General features: G+C 66.6%; 17 protein-coding genes and 1 tRNA gene. 10 read left to right on the forward strand and 8 right to left on the reverse strand.

Going from position 1 to position 19,161, the window contains the following annotated elements:
- Positions 1 to 6 precede the first annotated feature (6 nt).
- Positions 7 to 1,161, reverse strand: coding sequence for a phosphoserine transaminase (gene serC, locus QQS53_RS06530; protein WP_472775087.1), 1,155 nt, complete (start codon positions 1,159 to 1,161; stop codon positions 7 to 9).
- A 237-nt stretch (positions 1,162 to 1,398) separates the two neighbouring features.
- Here serC and QQS53_RS06535 point away from each other — a divergent pair, with 237 nt between their 5' ends.
- The 6 genes from QQS53_RS06535 (at position 1,399) to QQS53_RS06560 (ending at position 7,900) form a co-directional block, all read left to right on the forward strand.
- Complete coding sequence (locus tag QQS53_RS06535) at positions 1,399 to 2,715, forward strand: citrate synthase (protein WP_472775088.1); 1,317 nt, start codon at positions 1,399 to 1,401, stop codon at positions 2,713 to 2,715.
- Positions 2,716 to 2,853: 138 nt separating this feature from the next.
- Positions 2,854 to 3,213, forward strand: a complete 360-nt coding sequence (locus QQS53_RS06540; protein WP_070769354.1) for an FKBP-type peptidyl-prolyl cis-trans isomerase — start codon at positions 2,854 to 2,856, stop codon at positions 3,211 to 3,213.
- Positions 3,214 to 3,325: 112 nt separating this feature from the next.
- Positions 3,326 to 4,189: an aldo/keto reductase gene (locus QQS53_RS06545; protein WP_472775089.1), complete on the forward strand. Its 864-nt coding sequence runs from the start codon at positions 3,326 to 3,328 to the stop codon at positions 4,187 to 4,189.
- Positions 4,190 to 4,540: 351 nt separating this feature from the next.
- Entirely contained in the window at positions 4,541 to 4,828 is a 288-nt protein-coding gene (locus QQS53_RS06550) for a DUF485 domain-containing protein (RefSeq protein ID WP_448872638.1), read from the forward strand.
- A gap of 15 nt (positions 4,829 to 4,843) precedes the next feature.
- Positions 4,844 to 6,478 carry a solute symporter family protein gene (locus tag QQS53_RS06555; protein WP_472775454.1) on the forward strand — a complete coding sequence of 545 codons (1,635 nt, stop codon included), beginning with the start codon at positions 4,844 to 4,846 and terminating at the stop codon, positions 6,476 to 6,478.
- Positions 6,479 to 6,553: 75 nt separating this feature from the next.
- The gene (locus QQS53_RS06560) at positions 6,554 to 7,900 is read left to right on the forward strand and encodes a hypothetical protein (protein ID WP_472775090.1); all 1,347 of its coding nucleotides are present in this window, start codon (positions 6,554 to 6,556) and stop codon (positions 7,898 to 7,900) included.
- Between the two features lie 71 nt (positions 7,901 to 7,971).
- Here QQS53_RS06560 and QQS53_RS06565 read toward each other — a convergent pair whose 3' ends face one another.
- The 3 genes from QQS53_RS06565 to QQS53_RS06575 all read right to left on the reverse strand — a co-directional run bounded on the left by QQS53_RS06565 (position 7,972) and on the right by QQS53_RS06575 (position 10,227).
- Positions 7,972 to 8,970 carry a DUF1906 domain-containing protein gene (locus QQS53_RS06565; protein ID WP_472775091.1) on the reverse strand — a complete coding sequence of 333 codons (999 nt, stop codon included), beginning with the start codon at positions 8,968 to 8,970 and terminating at the stop codon, positions 7,972 to 7,974.
- Between the two features lie 86 nt (positions 8,971 to 9,056).
- The gene (locus QQS53_RS06570) at positions 9,057 to 9,962 is read right to left on the reverse strand and encodes an ornithine cyclodeaminase family protein (RefSeq protein WP_472775092.1); all 906 of its coding nucleotides are present in this window, start codon (positions 9,960 to 9,962) and stop codon (positions 9,057 to 9,059) included.
- A gap of 192 nt (positions 9,963 to 10,154) precedes the next feature.
- Positions 10,155 to 10,227, reverse strand: a tRNA-Arg gene (locus tag QQS53_RS06575).
- 59 nt (positions 10,228 to 10,286) lie between these two features.
- Here QQS53_RS06575 and QQS53_RS06580 point away from each other — a divergent pair.
- Positions 10,287 to 10,604, forward strand: coding sequence for a cg0963 family protein (locus QQS53_RS06580; RefSeq protein WP_472775093.1), 318 nt, complete (start codon positions 10,287 to 10,289; stop codon positions 10,602 to 10,604).
- Between the two features lie 10 nt (positions 10,605 to 10,614).
- Here QQS53_RS06580 and QQS53_RS06585 read toward each other — a convergent pair whose 3' ends face one another.
- The 4 genes from QQS53_RS06585 to QQS53_RS06600 are packed head-to-tail and all read right to left on the reverse strand — an operon-like array spanning position 10,615 to position 13,015.
- Positions 10,615 to 10,902, reverse strand: a complete 288-nt coding sequence (locus QQS53_RS06585; RefSeq protein ID WP_296204492.1) for a glutaredoxin domain-containing protein — start codon at positions 10,900 to 10,902, stop codon at positions 10,615 to 10,617.
- Position 10,903: 1 nt separating this feature from the next.
- Positions 10,904 to 11,449 carry a dihydrofolate reductase gene (locus tag QQS53_RS06590; protein WP_472775094.1) on the reverse strand — a complete coding sequence of 182 codons (546 nt, stop codon included), beginning with the start codon at positions 11,447 to 11,449 and terminating at the stop codon, positions 10,904 to 10,906.
- Positions 11,450 to 12,247, reverse strand: coding sequence for a thymidylate synthase (locus tag QQS53_RS06595; RefSeq protein ID WP_472775095.1), 798 nt, complete (start codon positions 12,245 to 12,247; stop codon positions 11,450 to 11,452).
- Positions 12,248 to 12,256: 9 nt separating this feature from the next.
- Positions 12,257 to 13,015, reverse strand: a complete 759-nt coding sequence (locus tag QQS53_RS06600) for a 3'(2'),5'-bisphosphate nucleotidase CysQ (RefSeq protein ID WP_472775096.1) — start codon at positions 13,013 to 13,015, stop codon at positions 12,257 to 12,259.
- Between the two features lie 35 nt (positions 13,016 to 13,050).
- Between QQS53_RS06600 and QQS53_RS06605 the strand changes: the two genes are divergently transcribed.
- From QQS53_RS06605 to QQS53_RS06615, 3 genes are read left to right on the forward strand one after another with little or no spacing between them, the layout of a single operon-like run.
- Entirely contained in the window at positions 13,051 to 17,844 is a 4,794-nt protein-coding gene (locus QQS53_RS06605; protein ID WP_472775097.1) for an ATP-dependent helicase, read from the forward strand.
- A 14-nt stretch (positions 17,845 to 17,858) separates the two neighbouring features.
- Complete coding sequence (locus tag QQS53_RS06610; RefSeq protein WP_472775098.1) at positions 17,859 to 18,680, forward strand: DNA-formamidopyrimidine glycosylase family protein; 822 nt, start codon at positions 17,859 to 17,861, stop codon at positions 18,678 to 18,680.
- A gap of 60 nt (positions 18,681 to 18,740) precedes the next feature.
- Entirely contained in the window at positions 18,741 to 19,154 is a 414-nt protein-coding gene (locus QQS53_RS06615) for a YccF domain-containing protein (RefSeq protein ID WP_472775099.1), read from the forward strand.
- Positions 19,155 to 19,161: the final 7 nt, after the last annotated feature.

Consider the following 19,161-nt stretch of genomic DNA (forward strand, 5'->3'; position numbering starts at 1 on the left):
CGGAATTTATGCCAAGTCAGTGGGTATGTTGGCGGCACCGGCCTCCAGGCAGTAGTCAATAGCCTGGGTTAGGGTGCGGATGTCGTCCGGCTCGATGGCGGGGAACATGCCCACCCGGAGCTGGTTGCGGCCCAGCTTGCGGTAGGGCTCCACGTCCAGGATGCCGTTGGCGCGCAGGACGGCGGCTAGGCGGGCGGCGTCGACGGTCTCGTCGAAGTCGATGGTGCCGACCACCAGCGAGCGGGCCGCCGGGTCCTGCACGAAGGGCTGGGCCAGGGCGTGGCCGTCCGCCCAGGCGTAGAGGATCTCGGAGGAGGCGCGGGTGCGCTGCGTCATACCGTCCAGGCCGCCGTTGTCGTTCATCCAGCGGACCTGCTCGTCCAGAAGCAGCAGCGTGCCGATGGCCGGGGTGTTGTAGGTCTGATTCTTGCGCGAGTTGGTCACCGCGGTTTTCAGATCCAGAAACTCCGGGACGTAGCGATCCGTGGCGGCGATCTTGTCGACCCGCTCGAGGGCGGCGGGGGAGAAGGCCGCCAGCCACAGGCCGCCGTCGGCGGCAAAGCACTTCTGCGGGGAGAAGTAATAGGCGTCCGCGGCGCTGACGTCCACGGGCAGGCCGCCGGCACCCGAGGTGGCATCGACCAGCACCAGCTGGTCTCCGCTAGCCTCCGGCCGGCTAACCGGGACCATCGCGCCGGTGGAGGTCTCGTTATGTGCCCAGGCCACGCAGTCGCAGTCCGTGGTGTCCGCGTGGTGGGGATCGGGGGCGGTACCGACCGGGGCGTCGGTAATGAGCGGTTCCTCCAGCCACGGGGCCTTGGCCGTGGCCTTGGCGAATTTGGCGGAAAACTCCCCGTAGGTCAGGTGGGCGCTGCGGCGCTCGATGAGCCCGAAGGCCGCGGAATTCCAGAAGGCCGTGGCCCCGCCCAGCGACAGGATAATTTCGTAGCCCTCCGGCAGCTGGAAGAGTGCGCTCAGGCCGTCCCGGATGGAGCCCACCAGATTCTTTACCGCGGGCTGGCGGTGGGAGGTGCCCATGATGTCCTGGCCGTGCCGGGCGAGGTAGTCGATCTGGGCGGGGCGCACCTTGGACGGGCCGCAGCCGAAGCGTCCATCGGTCGGGAGAAGTTCAGTTGGCAAAGTTAACTCGGGCGTCGTCATGCGCATAGCCTAAACGGCGACCAGGCTATTTTCTGTCAGTTATTAGAATTTAACCTAGAATGGGTGTACCCGTAACGGGAAACAAGGCGGTAAGGGCATTTAACAGGACGCTTGTCCGGTTGGTGTAGTTGGGGTCACAGATAATTGGTAAAGTGGTGCCTGGTATGCCCGAACGCTTTTAGGGCATAGTATCGCTGGGTAAAGCCGACCGCATCTTTTTCTCTGGCTCCCAAGCGCATGAAGGATTACAGAAAGGACAAGCACGTGGCTTCTGAAGACAACAAGGTTGTACTGCACTACCCGGGTGGCGAGTACGAGATGGACATCAAGCAGTCCACCGAAGGCGACTCCGGTTTCGATATCTCCAAACTTCGCAACGAGACCGGCCTGGTCACCTTTGACCCGGGTTATGCCTCCACCGGCTCCACCGAGTCCAAGATCACCTTTATTAACGGCGAAGAGGGCATTCTGCGCCACCGCGGCTACGACATCGCGGACCTGGCGGAAAACGCCACCTTTAATGAGGTCTCCTACCTCCTTATCAAGGGCGCTCTCCCGACCGAGGAGCAGCTGACCCACTTCAACCAGGAGATCCGCCACCACACCCTGCTGGACGAGGACTTCAAGGCCCAGTTCAACATCTTCCCGCGCGACGCGCACCCGATGGCCGTGCTGGCCTCCTCGGTTAACATTCTGTCCTCCTACTACCAGGACCAGCTGAACCCGCTGGACGGAGAGCAGCTGGACAAGGCGACGGTCCGCCTGCTGGCCAAGGTGCCGATGTTGGCCGCCTACGCCTACCGCGCCTCCCAGGGCAAGCCCTACATGTACCCGGACAACGCGCTGAACGCCCGTGAGAACTTCCTGCGCATGATGTTCGGCTACCCGACCGAGCCCTACGAGGTTGACCCGGTCGTGGCCAAGGCCCTAGACAAGCTGCTCATCCTGCACGCCGACCACGAGCAGAACTGCTCCACCTCCACCGTGCGCATGATTGCTTCCGCGCAGGCGAACATGTTCGTCTCCATCGCCGGCGGCATCAACGCCCTGTCCGGCCCGCTGCACGGCGGCGCTAACCAGGCCGTGCTGGAGATGCTGGAGGAGATCCACGCCAACGGCGGCGACGCCACCGACTTCATGAACCGCGTGAAGAACAAGGAAAAGGGCGTCCGCTTGATGGGCTTCGGCCACCGCGTCTACAAGAACTACGACCCGCGCGCGGCCATCGTCAAGGACACCGCGCACGAGATCCTGGAGCACCTGGGCGGCGACCACCTGCTGGACCTGGCCGTGAAGCTGGAAGAGATCGCCCTGAACGACGACTACTTCATCCAGCGCAAGCTGTACCCGAACGTGGACTTCTACACCGGCCTGATTTACCGCGCCATGGGCTTCCCGACGGACTTCTTCACCGTCCTGTTCGCCATCGGCCGCCTGCCGGGCTGGATCGCCCAGTACCGCGAGCAGCTGGAGATCAACACCAAGATCAACCGCCCGCGTCAGGTCTACACCGGCGAAACCCTGCGCAAGGTTTCCCCGCGCGCAGAGCGCTAAAACCCACAATTCCGCAGGACGGCTGCCCGGCCCGGCTTCGGCTGGGCGGGCAGTTGCCTTATACTAGGGAATATTTGGTTCAGGGCTCACTGCGCTGAACATGCCAAATCTTCCCAATACTCCCAAGGAGAACTCCCCATGGATAAGCCACAGATCGAAGCCCACACGGAGCCGGCGCCGACTGACGTCGTCATCGAGGACATCGTCGTCGGTGACGGAGAGGAGGCACAGCCGGGTGGGCTGGTCGAGGTTCACTACGTGGGCGCGGATTACGAGACCAACCAGGAATTCGACTCTTCCTGGGACCGGGGCCAGTCCATCGAGTTCCCGCTGACCGGCCTCATCGCCGGTTGGCAGGAAGGCATCCCCGGCATGAAGGTGGGCGGGCGTCGCCAGCTCATCATCCCGCCGGAGAAGGCCTACGGCCCAGCCGGCGGCGGACACCCGCTGTCCGGTCGCACGCTGGTCTTCATCATTGACCTGCTGCGCGCCTCCTAACTAAGGCGCACCCGCGGCCCGCCGCGTATTCCGTGCATTCCCCTTCCCGGAGACTCTGGGAAGGGGAATTTTCTTCTGCTTAGCCCACACGGGCGCGGGGTTTCGAGGCACAATGGAGACTATGACAGTTCCATCAGTTAACTTCCACGACGACCGCTCTATGCCGCAGCTAGGCCTGGGCACCTACAAGCTCTACGGTGAGGAGTGCATCTCCGTGGTGCGCGAGGCCATCGAGCTGGGCTACCGTCATTTTGACACCGCCACCCTCTACGAGAACGAAGAAGCGCTGGGTAAGGCGCTCAACGACGCCATCAGCGCTGGCGACGTTACCCGCGATGAGCTGTTCGTGACATCGAAGGCGTGGCACGATCACCACGGTGCGGAGAAGGTCCAGGAGGCTTTCACCGAGTCGCTGCAGAAGCTGGGCCTGGACTACCTGGATTTGTACATGATCCACTGGCCCTGGCCGCAGGGCGGGCTGTTCGTGGAGACCTTCGAGTCCATCGCCCGTCTGCAGGGCATGGGGCAGATTGCCTCCGTGGGCGTGGCGAACTTCTACGAGGAGCCGCTGCAGCAGATTATCGACCAGACCGGCGTGGTGCCGGTGGTCAACCAGGTGGAGCTGCACCCGGGCTTTACCCAGCCGGAGCTGCGCCGCTTCCATGCCGAGCACGACATCATTACCGAGGCCTGGTCGCCCCTGGCCCGCGGTGTGGTGCTGGGCAACCCGGTCATCGAGGAGGCCGCCCGCAAGCACTCCGCCACCCCCGGCCAGGTCGCCTTGGCCTACCTGATGGACAAGGGGATTTCGGTCATCCCGAAGTCGGCGAAGTCCGAGCGCCTCAAGGAGAACCTGGGCGCGGTCGACGTCGAGCTGGACGCGGCCGACATCGAGGCCATCGACGGCCTGGAGGGCCAGCCGGGCTTCGGCCGCATGTTTAAGGATCCGCGCGAGTTCCCGGGAGAGGGCGCTTAAGTCTAAGACTCCTGCCATAACCCCCGTTTGCAACCTTTGCAGGCGGGGGTTTTCCCGTATCTGGGGGTAATTTGCTAAGCAATACTGGCGCAGGTCACGAAGGTGAGTGGGGGTAGCTAAGTTCTGCTAAGGCGAAAAAGTTGGCCGATTTCGCAACCTTGCAGTGTGACTAAGGTAACTTACCTGGCAACGCAAATGTGACGGGTAACTCAATGCCGGTTATCTGTGAAGCGTGTATGCAAGTCCGCGGCTGGGACCGCGGACGAGGAAGTACGTTTAGTGAAGGAGAAAGCAGTGTCTGAAGTAGGTACTTCGCCGACCCAACGGCGCGAACCCACAGCGGAAGACTTCATGGAGATGCAAAAGTCGCCGCAGTTTTCTGAACTGCGCGGCTCTTACCGGAAGTTCGCCTTCCCCATGACGGTGGCGTTTTTCGTGTGGTACGTCCTCTACGTGGTGATGGCCGTGTTCATGCCGGACTTTATGGGGCAATCCCTGGGCGGCAACTGGAACGTCGGTCTGGTCTTTGGGCTGTTGCAGTTCGCGACCACGTTCCTGATCACCTGGATTTACGTCAAGTACGCCAATAAGAACATCGAGCCGCGCGCGGCCGCTATTCGCGAAGAACTGGAGGGCTAGACCGTGAACTCGACGATGATTGTGGCCCAGGAAACCTCGGCCGGCAACCCGCTTTTGAATATCGCCATCTTCCTCGCCTTCTTGGTGGTGACCATGTGGCTGGTGCTGCGCGCCGGCAAGTCCACCAAGGAAGCCTCTGATTTCTACACCGGGGGCGGCAGCTTCTCCGGGCGCCAGAACGGCCTGGCCATCTCCGGCGACTACCTGTCCGCGGCGTCCTTTTTGGGCATCGTGGGCGCGGTGGCCCTGACCGGCTACGACGGCTTCTTGTACTCCGTCGGCTTCTTCGTGGCCTGGCTGGTGGCCCTGATGCTGGTGGCTGAGCCCCTGCGTAACGTGGGCCGGTTCACCATGGCCGACGTTTTGTCCTTCCGCCTGCGGCAGAAGCCGGTGCGCGTCGCCGCGGCCATTGCGACGCTGTTTGTCTCCCTGTTTTACCTGGTCGCGCAGATGGCCGGCGCCGGCTCCCTGGTGGCCGTGCTGCTGGACATCCACGAATTCGTCTGGCAGGCCGTCGTGGTCGGCGTGGTGGGCATCATCATGATTATCTACGTCCTGATCGGCGGCATGAAGGGCACCACCTACGTGCAGATGATTAAGGCCGTGCTCCTGGTGACCGGCGTGGTCATCATGTGCGCGCTGGTCTTCATCTCCATCCGCGGCGGGTTCAACACCCTCTTCCAAGACGCCATCGACATGCACGCCGGCTCGGAGAACCTCGCCAAGGAGGGCTACCAGGCCGAGCAGATCCTGGAGCCGGGCCTGAAATACGGCGCGACGCTGACCACCAAGCTGGACTTCATCTCCCTGGGCATCTCGCTCGTGCTGGGCGTGGGCGGCCTGCCGCACGTGCTCATGCGCTTCTACACCGTCCCGACCGCCCTTGAAGCCCGCCGCTCGGTGACCTGGGCGATTGTCATCATCGGCGCCTTCTACCTGATGACGCTCATCCTGGGCTACGGCGCGGCCGCCCTGGTGGGCCCGGACCGGATTCTCAACGCGCCGGGTGGCGCGAACTCGGCGGCCCCGCTGCTCGCCCTGGAGCTGGGTGGTTCCATCTTCATGGCGATCATCTCCGCGGTGGCGTTCGCGACCGTGCTGGCCGTGGTCGCTGGCTTGGCCATTACGGCCTCGGCCTCCATCGCCCACGACGTCTACGACGCCGTGCTGCGCGACGGCCAGGCCACCGAGGAAGAGCAGGTGCGCGTCTCCCAGATCACCGTCGTGATCCTGGGTATCGCCTCCATCATCCTGGGTATCCTGGCCATGACCCAGAACGTTGCCTTCCTGGTTTCCCTGGCGTTCGCGATGGCCGCCTCCGCCAACCTGCCGACCATCCTGTACTCGCTGTACTGGCGCCGCTTCAACACCACCGGCGCGGTGGCCTCCATCTACACCGGCGTGGTCTCCTGCCTGGTGCTCATCTTCTTCTCGCCGGCCGTCTCCGGCTCTGAGACCTCCATGTTCCCGGGCGCGGACTGGGCCATCTTCCCGCTGAGCTCCCCGGGCTTGGTCTCCATCCCGCTGGCCTTCCTGGCCGGGTACATCGGCACCCTGGTGGGCAAGCCGGATCGCCTGGAAGCACTCGCCGCCGAGATGGAAGTTCGCTCCCTGACCGGCGTGGGCGTGGAAGCCCCGGTCGATCACTAAAACAGAATCTGGCAACTAGTCCAGTCAGGCGCCGCGGTCAATACCCCCGCGGCGCCTCTTTGTATTATGTAATCCGTGTCCACTAAATCCTCCTCGCGCCACCTGCTGCTACCTGCCATCGCCGTGCTGGTCATCGTCGCCTTGGCCGCAGCCGCGTGGGCGCTGGGGCGCTTCGACGCGCAGAACACGCCCGCCCAGGCCAGCGCTAGTAAAGACAAAATCCCGCACCTGCACGCCTGGCAGGAAACCCGGATCCTAGGCGAAAGCGACCGCCCCGACCTCGTCTTCGCCGCAGACTCCGAAACCACCGAGTCCTCGGAGGCCACCGCGACCACCGAAGCCACCAGCGGCAAGGACAGCAAAGACTCTCCGCGCTCGAAAGACAAGAGCCCTCAGACCACCAAGCCCTCGACCGCAGAATCCCACGCCAAGGGCTCTCAAGACTCCCAGGGCGTAAAGGGCGGCAAGGGCGACAAGGGCGAAAAAGACAAGGGCGGCACTGGCAAAGGCTCAAGCAAGGCGGAGAAGACCTCGGCGGGGGAGACGACTACCTCGGGCGCCGCGGGTGCCGAAGAGCCTGCCGCTGCCGATGCCTTCCCGGACCAGCCCGGTCAGCTGACCTACGTGCGCCTGAGCGATGGCATGCACATGGCCACCGCCAATGAGCGGGAGTCGCGGCCGGCGCTGAGCCTGATCAAGCTCTACATCGCCGAATACGTGGTGGAAAACGGCAAGCCCGAAGAGCAGTTTGAGGCCCTGGATATGGTGGCCAACTCCTCGGACGAAAGCGCTGAGGAGCTCTACGAAAAATACCCGGACTCCATCGAAGACGTCGCGGAGCGCTACTCCCTCAAGTCCACCCAGCCGGATAAGCGTTGGGGATACTCGACGACTTCGACCTTTGACGTGGCCCGTTTTATCGCCCAGCTGATGGACAAGGACCCGCTGCACCCGGTGCTGGTGGCGATGTCGCACAGCGACCGCTTTGCCGAGGACGGCTACGCCCAGGACTACGGGACCTCGCAGCTCGACGACGTGGTGGGCACGAAGTTCGGCTGGTCCAACGAGCACGACATGCATTCGACCGTCTCCTTCGGGCACGACTTCGTGGTCGCGGCCAACTATTACGGCGACGCCGACGAACTGACCGATTTCGTCACCGACCACGTCACCGACGACTACCTGGAGCAGGCGAGCGCCGCCGCCCGGAAGTCTGCGCCGGTGACCGTGACCGAAGACCCGCAGGGTGCGGCCGAGCAGTCCGGGTCCGAGTCGAAAGACAGCGAGGAAAAGGCCAAAGACAAGTCCGGCAAGAAGGACCAGAAGAAGGACCAGAAGAAGGACCAGAAGAAGGACAAAGACGACAAGAAAAAGTCAGAAAAGTCCGATGACTCTCAGGATAAAAATTCCAAGGACACGTAGGCTCTCCTGGCGGCTAGGGCCATAAAAAGAGGGGCAGAAGGTGTTCTTCTGCCCCTGATTGCTAGTGAGGTTTAGCGGCCGCTAAAGCGCTTGGCCAAGTCCGCGGCCTGCTGGATTTGATCCATGGAGACCGAGGAGCCGTTGTAGCTGATGCTGTTGCCGTCCACGCGCGGCAGGTTCGGCATGTTCGGCACCGTCTCGTTCAGGCGGGAGCTCAGGTGGTTGATGGCGTCGGTCGTGGAATTGCCCGCCGGGGCCTGCGGCGCCGGGGTGGCGGGGCGGTTCTGGGCAGGCCGCTTGCCGGCCGCCTGCCCCGGGGTCCACTGGCCCCAGTCCTTGGCGTAGACGTGGTTGATGTCCACGACCACGCCGCCGACGTTGCGCTGCTGGGCCTTGGGCAGCTGGTGGATGGTGGTGCGCGGGTGGATCTTTCCGCCCGAGCCCCAGTCGTGCATCCAGAAGAAGCTGCCGATGCCGTCCTTGCTAGCCCAGTCGATCACGTTGTAGTTGCCGTAGACGCCGGTCTGGTATCCGGCGGCCTTGAGCGCGGCGGAAAAGGCCTGCAGGTAGGGTTTGATCTGGTTGGTGTACTGGGCGCGGGTCGGGTTGTCATCGATGGCGATGTAGATGGGGCGCCCGGTCGGGCCGCCGGCCGCTTTGTGCAGGGCGATGGCCTGCGGGGCGTGGGTGGCGGCGCCGGCGGCGCCGGCCAGCCAGTCGGCGTTGCCGGCCCGGCCGAACTGGTAGACCGAGGCGGTGGCCAGCCCGTGGGCGGCGAAGTCCTTGGTTTCCTTCAGGCTGACCGGCTTGCCCAGCATCCAGTTTGCGCCGGGGCGGCGCTGCGAGACGTAGCGCACCGCGCCGAGGTGGCCGGCGGCCTTGACCGCGGCGGCGGAGGGCACGCCGGCGGAATAGTCCAGCACGGTGCCCAGGATGGGGCCCAGGGCCTGGGCCTGCGGGGCAGCCTGCAGGTTGTAGGCGCCGAAAGCGCCGAAGGCGGCGGTCAGAGCGCCGGCCTTAAAGAGGCCGCGCCGGGACAGGGAACGGTTGCCGATAGATGGGGTGGGCATAGGAGACCTCGCAAGAATTAGAATTGACCACAATAGTCACATCTGTAACAGGGGTACCATATCACGCCCGCCCTGTTCCGTCGAGGCTAACGCGCGCTAGCGACGGCCTCAGCCAGGACCAAATCCTCCCAGGGCATGCCCGTGAACTTGAAGACCACCGGCCGGGTCCGGTCTAGGTGAACTTCGCCGCGCACGACGTCCCGGAAGGTGACCAGGCGCTCGCGCTCGAGGGCGCCTTCGTCCACGGCCTGGATGACGTCGCCGGCCTCCCGGAAGCAGGTCTCCGGGTCCTCGATGATGACCTGGGAACGCCCCAGCAGCGCGCCGGGCAGCTCTCGCGCGGACGGGGAGTGGGAGCCGACCGCTACGACGACGGCGTCGTCGCGCACCGCGGCATCCTCCAGCACCGGCTCGGCCGCCGTGGTGGTCGTGATGATGAGCTCCGCGCCGCGAAGCACCTTGTCGGCCTGCTCGGTGCCGGCCTGGGTCCACGGCTCTAGATCCTCCGGCTGGCTGCGGCTGAGGAAGGTCACCTCGACCTCGCGGCTGGAGTAGACCTCGCGCACCGCCGTGGCGTGGGCGCGCGCCTGCGGGCCGGTACCGAAGATAGCGACGGACAGGGGGCCGGTGGACCCTGGCTCTAACACGTCCGCAATACCGGCCAGGGAGACCGCCGGAGTGCGCAGGTTTGTCAGCGCGATGCCGTCGATGGTTGCCCTGGGCGCGAACGTTTGCCGGTCGAAGAGCACGTAGGTGCCCTGGATGCGCGGGTTGTTGCCGCGGGCCTCGGCGTTGACCGACAGCAACTTAATCCCGAACCCGGCCGGGGTGGCCGAGGGCATGAGCAGAAACTCCCCGCCGGGGACGTCGATGGCCTGGCGCGCGAGATCCTCTGCCGGGTCGAAGCCTTCCTGCAGCGCACCCCGCAAGGCGGCCACCGCGCACGGGTAGTCGAGACGGTCAAAGACGGTGTCATAATCGAGGAAATCCATGCCTCAATGATGGCAAAGAATGACCTTCGTCGGGGCCTTTGTCGCAGCGAAAGCCTTTAGCGCCGCGAAAAGTAGGAGACCCCGATCAAGATGAGAGCCGTTCCGGTTATTTGTTGCCACAGCGCACCCAACTTAGTTGCCCATTTCAGTGGAAAATACAACGGTTCGGGCTTTGAGTCAATTGCTAGGCAGTGCCCCAGAGTGGATTCGAACCACCGACACCGGCTTTAGGAGAGCCGTGCTCTATCCCCTGAGCTACTGGGGCCTAGGAAGCTAGGTTACCCGAGGGCGCGCGAGGCGCGGAAATCGGCTAGCGTTGGCGGTATGGAACACCAAGGCAGTGAGGTTGGCGGCGCGCCGCGGCGGGCGGACGCGGAATTCGTGGACGTCCAGCGCCGGGAGATTTTCACCCAGATCATCCAGCGCGATAGGGTGGAGGTCCTCGCCGTGGACAAGGCCATGCCGGGCGGGGAGCGCAAGCGCGTGCTGCTGCTCAACAAGTATGATGCGCAGCGCCTGCGCGCGGTGCTAGAGACCTACCTCAACACCATCTACAGCAAGGAGCTGGCCGGGATGGCCGGGACCTTGTCCCCGGCAGATATGGTGGAGCTCTTCGGGGAAGAAGAGGACGTAGAGAACTAGGCGACGAAGACTAGGCTTCCTCGCCGGTGAGCTCGCGCAGCTTGGCGCGCACGGCAGAGGCCTCCGGGTTGGTCTCGTGGGTGCCGTCGGAGTAGAGGACGGTGGGCACGATCCGGTTGCCGTCGTTGACGGACTTGATCCACTCGTTGATGTCCTCGGTGCCCTCGGCCTCAGCGTCGACCAGGGTGTAGGGGGTCTCCGTGCGGTCGAGGCGCTTAATCAGGCGGGCGGAAAACGGGCACCAGTCCGCGTAGAAGATGGTGACGTGATCGTTGGTTTCCGGGGTCTTAACGCTCATGCTAAGCAGCGTCCTTTCGTTCGTAGGTTAAAAAGCGGTACTTCATGGGAAGATCGGCGGGCGGGGTGCCCGGGATGGTCAGCCGGCCCTTGTCGGAGGTGAGCCAGTCGCTGTCGCGGCTGAGCCCGAAGTGGGCAGGCACCGCGGGGGCAAAGACCGCCTCGTCGCCGTAGATACTACCGATGTTAACGCCCATCAAGGTGATTTCGATGACGTCGACGCCGTCGATCGTGGCGGCGTAGAGCTGCCCACCGCCCATCACCCAGGCGGAGTCGAGCTCCGGCAGCTTATCGATGCCGGCCAGTACCTCCCCGCCGGCGGACCACTCGCCGGGGGCGCGGGAGGAGATGATGAAATTCTCCCGGCCCGGCAGGGGGCGGAACTTCGGGTTCAGCGACTCCCAGGTCTTGCGGCCCATGACCACCGGGCTTCCCAGGGTGGTCTGTTTGAAATGCGCCAGGTCCTCCGGCACGTGCCACGGCATGTCCGTGCCATCGCCGATGATGCCGTCCAGGGACTGCGCCCAGATTGCGCCCAAGCTTGTCATCTAAACCGCCACCGGGGCCTTGATGGTCGGGTGCGGGTCGTAGCCGATGACCTCGAAGTCGTCGAAGTCGTAGTCGAACATGGACGCCGCCTTGTGTAGCTTGAGCTGCGGGTAGTCCCGGGGAGTGCGCGAGAGCTGCTCTTCGACCTGGGCGCGGTGGTTGTCGTAGATGTGGCAATCCCCGCCGGTCCAGACCAGCTCGCCGACCTCGAGGCCGGCCTGCTGGGCGAACATGTGGGTCAGGGCGGCGTAGGAGGCCAAGTTGAACGGCACACCCAGGAACATATCGGCGGAGCGCTGGTAGACCTGCAGCGAGAGCTTGCCGTCCGCCACGTAGAGCTGGAAGAGCAGGTGGCAGGGCATCAGCGCCATCTTGTCGAGCTCCGCGACGTTCCAGGCGGAGACCAGGTTGCGGCGCGAATCCGGGTCGGACTTAAGCGTTTCCAGCGCCTGCGAGATCTGGTCGATGTGGGACCCGTCCGGGGTGGGCCAGGAACGCCACTGCACGCCATAGACCGGGCCCAGATCGCCGTTGCCGTCCGCCCATTCGTTCCAGATGCGCACGCGGTTGTCCTGTAGCCACTTGACGTTGGAGTCGCCGCGCAGGAACCACAGCAGCTCGCCGATGACCCCGTGGAAGTAGACCTTCTTGGTGGTCAGCAGGGGGAAGGAGTCGGACAAGTCGTAGCGCAGCTGCCGGCCGAATAACGAGGTCGTGCCCGTGCCGGTGCGGTCGCCCTTGGGGGAGCCGTGGTCGAGGATGTCGCGAAGCAGGTCTTCGTACGGGGTGTATGCCATAGCGCTAGTTTAGAACCCTCCGTTTTCTTTGGCGTAGTCCGCCGCGTGGGCCAGGATATCGTCGGCTAGCTCTGGGCGGCAGACCAGCAGGTCCGGGATGAAGGTGTCCTCGTTGTTGAAGGTGATCGGGCTGCCGTCCAGGCGGGAGGCGTGCAGGCCGGCGGCCAGCGCCACGCCCACCGGGGCGGCCTGGTCCCACTCGTACTGCCCGCCGGAGTGGATATAGCCGTCGTAGTCGCCCAGCAGCACGTGCATGGCCTTGGCGCCGGCCGAGCCCACGCCGACGGTCTCAAATCCCATCTTCTCGGAGATATAGTCCGCCACCTGCGGCGGGCGGTTGCGCGAGACCACGAACTTGTGGGAGAGCGGGCCGGTGACCGCGCGGACGTCGGAGGACTTGAACGTCACGCCCAGGTCCGGCAGGCCCACCGCGGCGTGCGCGGGGCGGCCGTCGATGGTCAGGGCGATGTGCACGGCCCAGTCCTGGCGGCCCGTGGCGAATTCCTTCGTGCCGTCGAGCGGATCGACCACCCAGACGCGGTCCTTGGAGAGGCGATCCGGGTTGTCGGTGGCCTCCTCCGACAAGAATCCGTCGTCGGGGCGGTGCTGGGCCAGCACCCGGGAGATCCACTCCTGGGCGAGCTCGTCCCCGGCGTCGCCTAAGGCGCGGCTGCGCAGCAGGCCTCCCTTGCGGACCCCTTTGAGGATCTCGCCGCAGCCTTCGGCGATCATGTTGGTCAGGCGGGCATCATCTAGCTGGACGGTCATACCCGTAGAGTCTAGCCGCCGCGTTAAAGTAAGGCATGGCCGAAAACATCCTGTCGCGCTTCAGCCCGCCGGTGCGGGACTGGTTTACCGAGGTCTTCGCGCAGCCCACCGAGGTGCAACAGGAGGCATGGTCGGCTATTTCACAGGGCGACCACGCGCTGGTTGTCGCGCCGACCGGTTCCGGCAAGACCCTGGCGGCGTTCCTCTGGGCGCTCAACGGCCTGGTCGAGCGCGACGGCCAGACCAGCCTGCCTATCGGGCAGGAGGCCAGCCGCACCTCCACCCATGGCGGGGTGAAAGTGCTCTATATTTCCCCGCTCAAGGCCCTCGGCGTGGACGTGGAGCACAATCTGCGCGCGCCCCTGGCCGGCATCGCCCGCGTGGCCGAGCGGCTAGGGCTGGACCACCCGGACATCTCCGTGGGCGTGCGCTCCGGGGACACCCCGCAGGCCGAGCGCAACCGCCAGGTCCGCCGCCCGCCGGACATCCTAATCACCACGCCCGAGTCGGCCTACCTGATGTTGACCTCCAAGGCCGCGGGCATCTTGAGCTCGGTCGAGACCGTCGTGGTGGATGAGATCCACGCCCTGGCCGGCTCCAAGCGCGGCGTGCACCTGGCGCTGAGCCTGGAGCGGCTGGCGCTGCTGGCCGGGGACTTCCAGCGCATCGGGCTGTCCGCCACCGTGCGCCCGCTGGAGACGGTGGCACATTTTTTGGGCGGGTCCCGCCCCGTCGAGATCATCGCCCCGCCGGCCAGCAAGCGCTGGGACCTGGCCGTGCACTGCCCGGTGGACGACATGGCGGACCTGCCCACCCCGGAGCAGGGCTCGCCCATCGGGGAGCTGACCGTGGATGATTCCATCGGCATTACCAGCGGGGACGACCTGCTGGAAGAATCCGCGCTGCCGACGGCGAAGTCCATCTGGCCCTTCATCGAGCAGGACGTCTACGCCGAGGTCATGGCGCACCGCTCGACCCTAGTTTTCGTCAACTCGCGCCGTACCGCGGAGCGCCTGACTAGCCGGCTCAACGAGCTCTACGCGCAGGAACACGACCCGGAGTCTTTGTCCGCGCCCACGCGCCGGGACCCGGCGCAGCTGATGAAGCAGGTCGACGTCGCGGGCAAGGCCCCGGCCGTTATCGCCCGCGCCCACCACGGTTCCGTGTCCAAGGACGAGCGCGCTATGACCGAGACCATGCTCAAGGAGGGCACGCTCAAGGCGGTGGTGGCGACCAGCTCGCTGGAACTCGGCATCGACATGGGCGCGGTCGACCTGGTCATCCAGGTCGAATCCCCGCCGTCGGTGGCCTCCGGCTTGCAGCGCGTCGGCCGCGCCGGGCACACCGTGGGCGCCGTGTCCACCGGCTCCTTCTACCCGAAGCACCGCGCCGACCTGGTCCAGGCCAGCCTGACCACCAAGCGCATGCGCGAAGGCCTCATCGAGCGCCTGCACACCCCGTCCAACCCCCTGGATGTGCTCGCGCAGCAGACCGTGGCCGCCGTCGCCGCCGCCCCGGACGGGCTCGGGGTGGAGGACTGGTACGACACGGTCCGGCGGGCCTGGCCCTACCGGGACCTGCCGCGTGAGGTCTTCGACGCCGTGCTCGATCTAGTCAGCGGCGTTTACCCTTCGACGGATTTCTCGGAGCTCAAACCCCGGGTAGTCTACGACCGCGTCGGCGGCGTGCTCACCCCGCGCCCGGGCGCGCAGCGCGTGGCGGTGACCAATGCCGGCACCATCCCGGACCGCGGCATGTTCGGCGTCTTTTTGGTCTCCGGCGCCGAAAACCAGGCCCCGCGCCGGGTGGGCGAGCTCGACGAGGAGATGGTCTACGAGTCCCGCGTGGGCGACATCATCACCCTGGGCGCTAGCTCCTGGCGGATCGAGGACATCACCCGCGACCAGGTGCGCGTTAGCCCCGCGCCGGGGCACACCGGGCGGTTGCCCTTCTGGAACGGCGACGCCGCCGGCCGCCCCTACGAGCTCGGCCGGGCGCTGGGTGCCTGGCGCCGGGACGTCCACCAGGATCCAGGAATCCTCGCCGACGTCGACGCCCGCGCGCGGGACAACATCGTTTCCTACCTGGGCGAGCAGTACGAGGCCACCGGGCTCATCCCGGATGATACGACACTGCTGCTCGAGCGTTTCCGCGACGAGCTAGGCGACTGGCGCGTGTTGTTGCACACCCCGTTTGGCCGCGGGGTCAACGCCGCCTGGGCGCTGGCGGTCGGCGCCCGCGTGGCGGAGAACACCGGCATGGACGCCCAAGCCGTGGCCGGCGACGACGGCATCGTCCTGCGCCTGCCGGAGGCCGACCGGGAACCGGACGCCAGCCTGTTTAACTTCGACGCCGACGACATCACCGACATCGTCACCGAGCAGGTCGGCGGCTCCGCGCTCTTTGCCTCCCGCTTCCGCGAGTGCGCCGCCCGCGCGTTGCTTCTGCCGCGCCGCAACCCCGGCAAGCGCGCCCCGCTGTGGCAGCAGCGCCAGCGCGCCGAGCAGCTGCTGGACGTGGCCCGGAAGTACCCGTCCTTCCCCATCATCCTGGAGACCGTGCGCGAATGTCTCCAGGACGTCTACGACCTGCCCGCCCTGCAGGAGGTCATGCGGGAGCTGGGCCACCGGCGCATCCGGATCGCCGAAATCACCACGGACAGCCCCTCGCCGTTCGCCTCGACCCTGCTGTTTAACTACACCGGCGCCTTCATGTACGAGGGCGACTCGCCGCTGGCGGAAAAGCGCGCCGCGGCGCTGGCCCTGGACCCGTCCCTGCTGGCCAAGCTTTTGGGCACGGTGGAGCTGCGCGAGCTGCTGGATGCCGACATCATCGCCGAAGTCCACGCCCAGCTCCAGCGCACCGCCCCCGACCGCCGGGCCCGCACCACCGAGGAGGTGGCCGACCTGCTGCGTACCCTGGGCCCGGTGGCCATCGAGGATCTGCCGGCGCACACGGACGTTCCGTTAAGCGCTATCGATGCCGCCCTGGCCGGCCGCGTGATGCACGTGCGCATCGCCGGGACCGAGCACCTGGCGCAGGTTAACGACGCCGCCCTGCTGCGCGACGGCCTGGGTATCCCGGTCCCGCCCGGGGTGCCGGCCCAGGTGGACACGGTCACCGACGCGCTGCCGCAGCTGCTCAGCCGCTGGGCGCGCACCCGCGGGCCGTTCCTCATCAGCGAGGCCGCGGCCGCCTTCGGGCTGTCGGTCTCTGCGGTCTATGGGGTCATCACCGGCCTGGACAAGGTGGTCGAGGGCCACTACCGCGCCGGGGTGGAGGAGACCGAGTACTGCGCGGCCGAGGTCCTCAAGGTAATCCGCAGCCGTTCCCTGGCCGCCGCCCGCGCGGCGACCGAGCCGGTGAGCGCCACCGCCTTCGCCCGCTTCCTGCCCGCCTGGCAGCAGGTCGCCCCGGCCGGCACCCGCGCGGCGCTGCGCGGGGCCGACGGGGTCCTGGCGGTCATCGAACAGCTTGCCGGGGCCAAGGCCCCGGCCTCGGCCTGGGAGAGCCTCATCCTGCCGGCCCGGGTGGGGGATTATTCGCCCGCCCACCTGGACGAGCTCACGCTATCCGGCGAGGTCCTCATCGTCGGCGCGGGCAAGGCCGGCTCGGCCGATCCCTGGATCATGCTCCTGCCGGCGGACTACGCCGCCCAGCTGCTGCCGCAGACCGAGCCGGAAGGCTATTCCATCCTGGAGCGTGCGCTCCTGGAACACCTGGGCACCGGCGGGGCCTTCCACTTCGGGGAGCTGGCCGCCGACGCGCCGGGCACCGAGGAGGAGGTCCGCCAAGCGCTGTGGCAGCTGGTGGAGGCCGGCGCGGTCTCCCCGGATTCCTTCGCCCCGGTGCGCGCCCGCCTGGCCGGCAAGACCGGCGGCAAGGCAGCCCACCGCGCCAAGCGCCGGCCCAACCGATCGCGCCTGCGGATGGGGCGGACCTCCTTTGCGCAAGCGCAGCGCGTGAGCACCCCGCCGGACGTGGGCGGGCGCTGGGCGCTCACCCCGCCGGCCGCGCAGGACCCGACGGCGCGCTCGGTCGCGCACGGCGAAGCCTGGCTGGACCGTTACGGCGTGGTCACCCGCGGCAGCGTCGTGGCCGAGGACGTCCTGGGCGGTTTCGCCCTGGCCTACAAGGTCCTGTCCGGCTTCGAGGAATCCGGCAAGGCCATGCGCGGCTACGTCATTGAGGGCCTCGGCGCGGCGCAGTTCTCCGTACCCGCGGTCATCGACCGCCTGCGCGGTCAGCAGGACAGCCCCGACGTCACCGGCTGGCCGTCTGGCCACGAGCCGGACACCGTGGTGCTCGCCGCCTGCGACCCGGCCAACCCCTATGGCGCGGCCCTGGCCTGGCCGGAGACCCCCGGCAAGCCCAACCGCGCCGCCGGCGCCCTCGTGGCGCTGGTCGACGGGCTGCCCATCGTGCACTTAAGCCGCGGCGGCAAATCCCTGACCACCTTCCCGCACGTGCTGCCGGACGGCGTCGACCCGGCCGAAGCAGTGCAGCGGGCGTTAGACGGGCTGCGGGAGCTCATTGCCGCCGGCCGCCTCCAGCCCTTGGTCGTCGAAAAGGTCAACGGCGTGGCCGCCTTCCAGGCCCCGGAGGCTGAGGCGCTGCGCGCCGCCGGCGCGGGGCTGAGCCCCCGCGGCCTGCGGATCGCCGCCACCGCCGCCGCGCCCCGCACCGGTGCGCCCCGCGGCAGCCGCCGGGCCCAGCACAGCCCCCGGTCAGGATCCGTGCCGTCGCGGCGGGGCCGGCGGGTGACCGACGTGCTCGCCAGCTTCGACGACGACGCGGTCGAGGCAGACAATGGGGAAGAGGATTACTAAATTAAGGAGGCGAGATGCCCGAAGGTGATTCCGTCCTGCAGCTATCCAACCGCTTGCAGTTCATGCGCGGCCGGGAGGTCACGCGCAGCTCCCTGCGGGTGCCGCGGTATGCCACCGTGCGCTTTGACGGGGAGACCTGCGAGCGCGTGTGGCCCTACGGCAAGCACCTGTTCATGCAGTTCGGGCAGCGCCTGCTGCACACGCACCTGAAGATGGAGGGGCAGTGGGCCATCCATTATGTGGGCCAGCGTTGGCGCAAGCCGGGCCACAGCGCGCGGGTGGTCCTGCAGCTGGCGCACCACCCGCGCGATATCGAGCTCGTCGGCCACTGGCTGGGCCTGGTCGAGGTGATGGCCGCTGATGACTACGCCGGCTGGGTCGCCGGCCTGGGCCCGGATATTTTGGACCCGGATTGGGAGGGGGCCGGCGGGCGCGACGAGGCGCTGTGCCGGCTGGCGGCCCGCCCGGAGCGGTCAATCGGGACCGCTCTGCTGGACCAGTCCAACGTGGCGGGCATCGGCAACGAATACCGCGCCGAAATCTGCTTCCTGGCCGGCCTCCACCCGGCCACGCCCGTGGGGCGGGTGGACCTGGAGGCCGTCATCGATATTGCCCGGCGCATCATGTGGGCCAACCGCGACAGCCCCATCCGCGTGACCACCGGCGTGCGCCGGGCGGGCGAGACCACCTACGTCTTCGGCCGCAACCGGGCGCGCTGCCGGCGGTGCAGCACCCGCATCGAGAAAGGATTCCTGGGCGGGCCGGACCAGGGCGGCGACGAGGGGGAACTGGAGCGGGTCATCTGGTTCTGCCCGCACTGCCAGCCGAAATACTAGGGCAAGCGGGGCGCGCTTAAGGGCCGGCGCGGCGGCCGCGAGCGCGCTAGGATCGCGGGTATGCGTTTGCTACTCAATATCATCTGGTTCTTGTTCGGCGGCCTGTGGCTCGCACTGGCCTATTTCATCTTCGGCGTTCTGGCCTGCATCTTCATCGTCACCATCCCGGCTGGCGTGGCCAGCTTCCGCATGGCGGCCTACGCGATTTGGCCGTTCGGCCGGGCCGTGGTCCAGCCGGTGGGCGGGTCCGGCGGCATGTCGACGTTTTCCAACGTCGTCTGGTTCATCGTCGCCGGCGTGTGGCTGGCGCTGAGCCACCTGACCACGGCCGCGGCCCAGGCGATCACCATCATCGGTATCCCGCTGGCTATCGCCAACCTCAAGCTCATCCCGATCACCTGCTTCCCGTTCGGCAAGCAGATCGTGCCGAACGACCGCATCCCCGCCGGCTTCGAGCCGATGATCCGGATGTAGTTAGCGG

It is taken from the genome of Corynebacterium sp. 2571A (assembly GCF_055700935.1).